The following is a 6,537-nucleotide window of genomic DNA, read 5'->3' on the forward strand; positions in this document are numbered from 1 at the left end:
GAATCGCCTTGCGCGACAGCGCGTAGCCGCCGAATCGCATCGGGCCGGTCCTGCACCAGCACACAGGCTCGGGTCCGGTCGGGCAGCAATCGTGATACGGCGGAGGCGAATTCGCGCAGCTGCTCGTCGCTGTGTTCGAGCTTGTCGGCGAGCCGATCGGCCTGCGCGCCCAACTCGGCGGCGTCGCGGCCGGTGACGGGAATCAGCACCGGCGGGTTGCCGCCACGAACCACACTGGGCGACTCGACTCCGCGCAGCACCGCGTGCGCGTTAAAGGACCGGAGGGCCGCTCGGCGTTCACGCAGCGGCACCGGGCTCCAGTCGACCGCGGCGGACGGCACCCGGAGACCGCGTTCTGCCAGCATCGAGGCGCTTGCGTGGTCGACGCCGATCATCGGGGGAATGACGCCGTGATGGACGGCCAGGGCCGTCTTGATCAAGCCGGTGACGCCGGAGGCTGCCGCCAGGTCGCCGATATCGGACTGGATCGAGCCGAGCCAGATCGGCTGATCGCGCGCCGACAGGTTGTCCGCGGTCAAGGCCGACAGCACATCGGGAGCTTTGTGGCCGCCCAATGCCGCTGCCTTGCTGTGGTATTCGAGGAAGCCGACGTCGGCTGGATCGAACCTGGCCCTTGCGTTCTGGGTGCCGAACGCGTCTCGCTGTGTCCGCCCATTCAACGCGTAGTGCCCGCCGGAATGTTCAGCCGCACGGACCGCTACTCCGGCGATCTCCGCGTACACGCGATTGCCCTCGCGCACAGCGTCTTCGGTGCATTGCAGGATTACTACCGCGCATCCGAACAGGGCTCGGCCGGTAGTGGCCGAAAACGCGCTTCCCGCAGCGTGATTCGGGTCGTGGGTCAGCGGCGCGAAATGCACCGCGCCGACGATCGCGAAGGGCACCGAGCCCTCGGCGAGCAGCCGCACCGCCATGTCGACCGAAGCCAGCGGCGACGAGTTCGCGCCGTCGAGCACCAAGCTCGGTCCCCGCAGATCCAACGCACCGGAGAGGCGATCGGACAGGAGCCCGAGCCCGGCGGCGGTCACATGCGGCGCGTCCGCGCCGAAGAGCACAGCCGCCCCGGAACCTCTTGTCCGATAACCGATCCCAGCATCGTCGATGGCCGCCACCGCGACTTCCATGGCCAGCCGCTGTCGCGGGTCCATCAGCGCGGCCGCCCGATCGGCGAGACCGAACCACTCGGCGTCGAACGCGTCGACATCGGGCGGGTGCCCCGCCGACGGATCGTTCGCGTCGCGCCCGGCGAGCAGCATCCGCCAGAATTTGCCGCCGCCCTCGGCTCCCGGTACCCGGCAGCCGATTCCGACGATGGATACCCCGGTCATCGCATCGCGAGATACTCGACCAGCCGGTCTATGTCGGGGTAGTCGTAGATCGCGGTCAGCGAGACCTCGACGCCCGTGGCATCCTCCAGCCGTGCCGTCAGCCGGGCCAGCTGGGTGGAGTTCAGGCCGAGAGCGGAGAACGGCGCGTCGGTGCAGACTGCGGTCGCGTCGACGCCGAGCAGCTCGGCCACGGCCGTCACCGCCGTGGTCGTGAGGGCCGCACGACTGCGAACCATCGAGCTCCGATCCATCCAGACACGCACTACCCCCGCATCGGCGGCTCGTCGCGGCCGCTCAGGTACCCCCCGCGATTATGCCGAGATATCGCACTGTGGAGAAGAGTTTCTTGCGCGGCCGGGATCGTGCCGCGCCGGCCATGCCCATGACTTACCGTGGCGAGGTGAGCGAAAACTCCACCCGCCTGGCCGACGGCCGCCCCGGAACCCTGCCCACGCTGGCGCGCTGCTGTGCCGCGCTGGCCGCGACGCCCGGCAGGCTGCTGCGCCCCCGCCGGCCCGACCGCGAGTTCCTGGCGAGCCTCACCGCCGCGCCCGCGCCGAACCCCGCCGCCACGGTCCGGCTCACCGCGCTGCCGCAGGCGAGGATGGCCACGCCCGCCATCATCGTCGCCGAGGGCGTGCGCAGCCTGCGCGAGCTGCCGATGTCGATGGGCGCCTTCCTCATCGAGCATCCGCGCGCCAGATTCCTTGTCGATCCGGCCCTCTGCGCCGACGTGCACGAGCGCGTCCTGCCGGGCCACCCGTTCCCGGTCGGCAAGCTGGTGTCACCGGACAGGCCGGTGCTCGGGCTGAGCAACGCGCTCGCCGCCCGCGACCTCGCCGCCGCCGACCTCGACTTCGTGCTGGCCACCCACCTGCACTGGGACCACGTCGCGGGCCTGCTAGAGCTGCCCGACTCGATCGAACTCAAGGTTCCCGCGGTGGAGTACGACTGGGCCATGCGCGGCGACACGGCGCCGATCGGCGTGATCCGGGAACCGTTGCGCGGCCAGACGTTCGCGCCGGTGGCGCTCGACGGGCCACCGGTGCTCACCTTTCCGCGCAGCCACGACGTCTTCGGCGACGGCGCCGTCGTCCTGGTCGACCTGGCGGGGCACACGCCGGGCAGTATCGGCGTGCTGCTCGCGGTGGACGACGGCACCCGGGTGCTGCTGGCGGGCGACGCGGTCTGGAACACCCTGCAGGTCAAGCTGATCCGCGAGAAGGCCCCGATGCCGGGCAACCTCTTCGACGCCGACCGCGACGCCGCCTTCCGCACCATCCAGCGCCTGCACGCGCTTCCGGCCGACATCGAGGTGATCGCCAGCCACGACTACGACGCGGTGCTGGCCCGCGCGGGCAGGTGAGGCCGGGTGCGGGCGTGGCTGACTCGGTCGCTCAGCCGGCGCGCAGGCCGATGAGCAAACCGTCCTTCGTGCACACGGACGGCGTGGCGGGATCGGGCTGCGCCTTGCACTGCCAGCCGTCGATCGTTTGCGCATCGGTATTGCTGACCGTCGTCGCGTAGGTGGTCGCGATATTGATCGCCTCCGTGCAGCCGACGCGACCCGCCGGAGTGCCGACGGCGACGACGGTGCGGGTACCGCCGCCCGCGTCGGTGACCGGCCCGCAGTCGACGTCGGCCACGACGGCGGTGGCGGACGGATTACCGGTCGCCGCAGTCGGTTCGGCGGTGCGCAGAGGAGCGGCGGTGACGGACGCGGCGGTGGCGTGCGCCGAGTGGTCCGCGTCGTCCTTGCCGCAGCCGGTCGCGCAGGCCACGATCGCGAGCGAGGTCGCGGCGACCGCCGCGACGTGGGTAAAGGTCACCGAGTCGGCTCCTCGTCTCGTGGCGAAGCGGCCGAATCGGCGATGGGCTGCCGAGATTCGGCCGTAGCTGTCGTGTTGCCGAACTCATTCAAGCACGATCGGCTCGCCGATACGGCGGTCAGCGGCGGCCGATCATCTCCAGCGCTCGCGCCGCGGGCAGCGAGCCCGCGGTGACTAGTTCGAGGTCGGCCAGCGCCGCCTCGTGCGCCTCGGGGCTCACCGCGGCGGTGCAGTCGGCGACCGTGTGCACGGTGAAGCCCAGATCGGTTCCGTGCCTTGCGGTCTGGGCCACCGTCAGGTTGGTCGCGACGCCCGTGAGGAACAGGGTGTCGATGTTCGCGTCCGAAAGTCGCTGGGCCAGTGTGTTTCCCGCGAGGCCGGACAGCTTCTGGGTGTCGAACACCTCGCCGGCCTGCCCGGCCATTCGCGCGATGATCTGGCTGCCCGGCGAGTCCGGCCGGAACTCGGTCTGGGCCGCGCCCACCGACCGCATGAAGCCGGTGTTGCGCACCAGCTGGCCCTCACCGACCGGGATGGTGAACCGGGTGAAGATCACCGGAATCCCCTGTGCGGCAGCGGCGTCATGGAAGTCCACGGCGCGAGCGACGACCCCGGCGGCCGCGACGGGCCCGGCGAGCATCGGGCCGAAGAAGCCCTCCGGCTCGATCACGTTCACCTGCCAGTGCAGCGCGAGCACGGCCGCGCGGATACGGGGGGTCGCCATCCCCCGACCTTACATTAGCTTCCTATAGTCAGGACGAGTAATCTTTGCGCAGTTGCACTTTCACGACCTTGCCGCTCGCGTTGCGCGGCAGCTCGGCGACGATCACCAGATCCTTCGGGTGCTTGTAGCGCGCCAGGTTCTCGTTGAGGAACGGCGTCAGCTCGTCCAGCGTCAGCTCGCCGCCGGCGTCCGCGAGCGCGACGACGGCCACCGGCACCTCGCCCCACTTCTCGTGCGCCCGGCCGATCACCGCGGCCTCGCGAATCTTCGGATGCGCGAAGAGCACGTTCTCCACCTCGGCGCAGTAGATGTTCTCGCCGCCGGAGATGATCATGTCCTTCTTGCGGTCCACCACCCAGATGAAGCCCTCCTCGTCCTGGCTGACCAGGTCGCCGGAGTGGAACCAGCCGCCCGCGAACGCCTCCGCGGTCGCCTCGGGCTTGTTCCAGTAGCCCTGCATGAGAGTCGGCCCGCGATACACGATCTCGCCGACCTCGCCGGGCGCGACGTCGTTCATCTCGTCGTCGACGATCCTGGCCTGGATGGTCGGGATGGGCTTGCCTACCGAGCCGAGCTTGCGCAGCGCGTCCTTGCCCTCGAGCACGCACGTGATCGGCGACATCTCGGTCTGCCCGAACACCGCGACGTTGAACGCGTTCGGGAAGCAGTCGGCCATCGCCTTCAGCACCGTGTCCGAGGCGGGGGCGGCGCCCCAGCTGAGCGCCGTCAACGCCAGCTTGCGCTCCTTCACCGTCGGTTCGGCGCAGATGGCCTGCCACTGCGCGGGCACGCAGAACGCGCTGGTCGCCTGCTCCTGCTCGATCGCGTCGAGGAACTCCGTAGGGTCGAACGCGCCGAGCGGGTGCAGCACGGTCTTCGCGCCGAGCAGGAAACACGGTGCGAGACTGCCGAGTCCGGCGATGTGGAACAGCGGCGAGGTGCAGAACCCGATCGAGCTCTGCTCCGTCGCCAGGGCCCGGATCACCGTCAGGGCTTGTGCGTTCATGTTCGCGTAGGACAGGATCGCGCCCTTCGGGCTGCCCGTGGTGCCCGAGGTGTACATGATCAGGGCGGGGGTGTCCTCGGGGATGTCGAGCGGGGTGTGCGGCTCGCCGCCCTCGGCGAGCACGTCGTCGTAGCCGAACACGCCGTCCGCGCTCGGGCCGCCGATCACGAAACACGTCTCCAGCGTGGCGGATTGCGCCTGGACGGCGGTGGCGAGCGGCAGCAGCACGGTGTCGGTGACGATCGCCTTCGCGCCGCTGTCGCTCACGATGTAGGCGACCTCGGGCGGGGTGAGGCGGAAGTTCACCGGGACCGCGATGGCGCCCAGCGCGTTGATGCCGAACACCGCCTCGATGTACTCGGGGTAGTTCAGCGCGAGGATCAGCACCCGGTCGCCGAAGCCGACACCGCGGCGGGCGAGCGCGTCGGCGAACTTCAACGAGCGCTCGTGCAACTGGCGCCAGGTGGTGTCCGCGCCGCGGAAGCGCAGCGCGACCGCGTCCGGGCGCATCTGCGCGTGCCCGGCGATCTGGTTGTTCCAGTGGTTGCGCCGCGACCTGAGCGGCTCGTCGAGCGCCTGCGCACCGGTGGTCATGCCACGAACTCCTCTCGCACCCCGCACCTGCGTCCGCCGGGTGGCCGACCGGGTGACGGGCTGAACTGAGCGAAGAATAACAACTAACTTATCGCACCGGCAAGGGATTGCGTGATGAATCGTCGTTAATCCAGCTGTCTCGTGGCCGAGCATGGGCAGAACGCGATAAGCAGCTGATTTATGCATGATCGACGCCGCCAAGGCGGGGCGACGACGACACGCGACTCGCCCATCGATGCGAACCCCGGCTTACTTATGAGTTGAAAACACACGGATTCCCGTGTCACCATTCAGCCCTACGGGCGAACTGGTACGCCCGCGCGAGGCAGAGGAGAGCGCAATGCTGCGGACCAGGTTCACCGAGACCTTCGGCGTGCAACACCCGATCGTGCAGGGCGGCATGATGTGGGTCGGCCGAGCCGAACTAGTCGCGGCCGTCGCCAACGCGGGCGGCCTGGGCTTCATCACCGCCCTCACCCAGCCGACGCCGGACGACCTGCGCCGCGAGATCGCGCGCACCAGGGAGCTGACCGACAAGCCGTTCGGCGTGAACGTCACCATCCTGCCGTCGATCAATCCGCCGCCGTACGCCGAGTACGTGCAGGCGATCATCGACAGCGGCGTCACGATCGTGGAGACCGCGGGCAGCAACCCGGAGCCGTTCCTGCCGTACTACCGCGACGCGGGCATCAAGGTGCTGCACAAGTGCACCAGCGTGCGGCACGCCCTGAAGGCCCAGCGGATCGGCGTCGACGGCGTCAGCATCGACGGCTTCGAGTGCGCGGGCCACCCCGGCGAGGACGACGTGCCCGGCCTGATCCTCATCCCCGCCGCCGCGCGGGTGCTCGACATCCCGATGATCGCGTCCGGCGGATTCGCCGACGCCAGCGGCCTGGTCGCCGCCCTCGCCCTCGGCGCGGACGGCGTCAATATGGGCACCCGCTTCCTGTGCACGCGGGAGTCCGCGGTGCACCAGAAGGTCAAGGAGCAGATCGTCGCGCACACCGAGCGCGACACCCAGCTCATCTTCCGCAC

Annotated in this window: 7 protein-coding genes; 2 read left to right on the top strand and 5 right to left on the bottom strand. The window is 69.7% G+C overall.

The annotated features are described in order from the left end of the window. Together ON39_RS33215 and ON39_RS33220 are read right to left on the bottom strand one after the other, a co-directional pair. Positions 1-1,349, bottom strand: a 1,349-nt coding sequence (locus ON39_RS33215) for a polyketide synthase (RefSeq protein WP_040740126.1), incomplete at its 3' end; no start/stop codon positions are given. Continuing rightward, positions 1,346-1,585 (bottom strand): acyl carrier protein, encoded by a 240-nt coding sequence (locus ON39_RS33220; protein WP_040740136.1) that lies wholly within the window; start codon positions 1,583-1,585, stop codon positions 1,346-1,348. The genes ON39_RS33220 and ON39_RS33215, both read right to left, overlap by 4 nt. Positions 1,586-1,749: 164 nt before the next feature. Here ON39_RS33220 and ON39_RS33225 point away from each other — a divergent pair, with 164 nt between their 5' ends. After that, entirely contained in the window at positions 1,750-2,715 is a 966-nt protein-coding gene (locus tag ON39_RS33225; protein WP_246002905.1) for an MBL fold metallo-hydrolase, read from the top strand. Positions 2,716-2,746: 31 nt separating this feature from the next. Here ON39_RS33225 and ON39_RS33230 read toward each other — a convergent pair whose 3' ends face one another. The 3 genes from ON39_RS33230 to fadD5 form a co-directional block, all read right to left on the bottom strand. Beyond that, positions 2,747-3,178 carry a hypothetical protein gene (locus ON39_RS33230; RefSeq protein ID WP_040740128.1) on the bottom strand — a complete coding sequence of 144 codons (432 nt, stop codon included), beginning with the start codon at positions 3,176-3,178 and terminating at the stop codon, positions 2,747-2,749. Positions 3,179-3,296: 118 nt separating this feature from the next. Further along, positions 3,297-3,902, bottom strand: a complete 606-nt coding sequence (locus ON39_RS33235) for a cysteine hydrolase family protein (protein WP_040740130.1) — start codon at positions 3,900-3,902, stop codon at positions 3,297-3,299. 28 nt (positions 3,903-3,930) lie between these two features. Next, positions 3,931-5,502: a fatty-acid--CoA ligase FadD5 gene (fadD5, locus tag ON39_RS33240; protein ID WP_040740131.1), complete on the bottom strand. Its 1,572-nt coding sequence runs from the start codon at positions 5,500-5,502 to the stop codon at positions 3,931-3,933. Between the two features lie 340 nt (positions 5,503-5,842). Between fadD5 and ON39_RS33245 the strand changes: the two genes are divergently transcribed. Next, positions 5,843-6,537, top strand: a 695-nt coding sequence (locus tag ON39_RS33245) for an NAD(P)H-dependent flavin oxidoreductase (protein ID WP_040740134.1), incomplete at its 3' end; no start/stop codon positions are given.

The organism is Nocardia tenerifensis NBRC 101015, from assembly GCF_000308715.1.
In the GTDB taxonomy this organism is placed as follows: domain Bacteria; phylum Actinomycetota; class Actinomycetes; order Mycobacteriales; family Mycobacteriaceae; genus Nocardia; species Nocardia tenerifensis.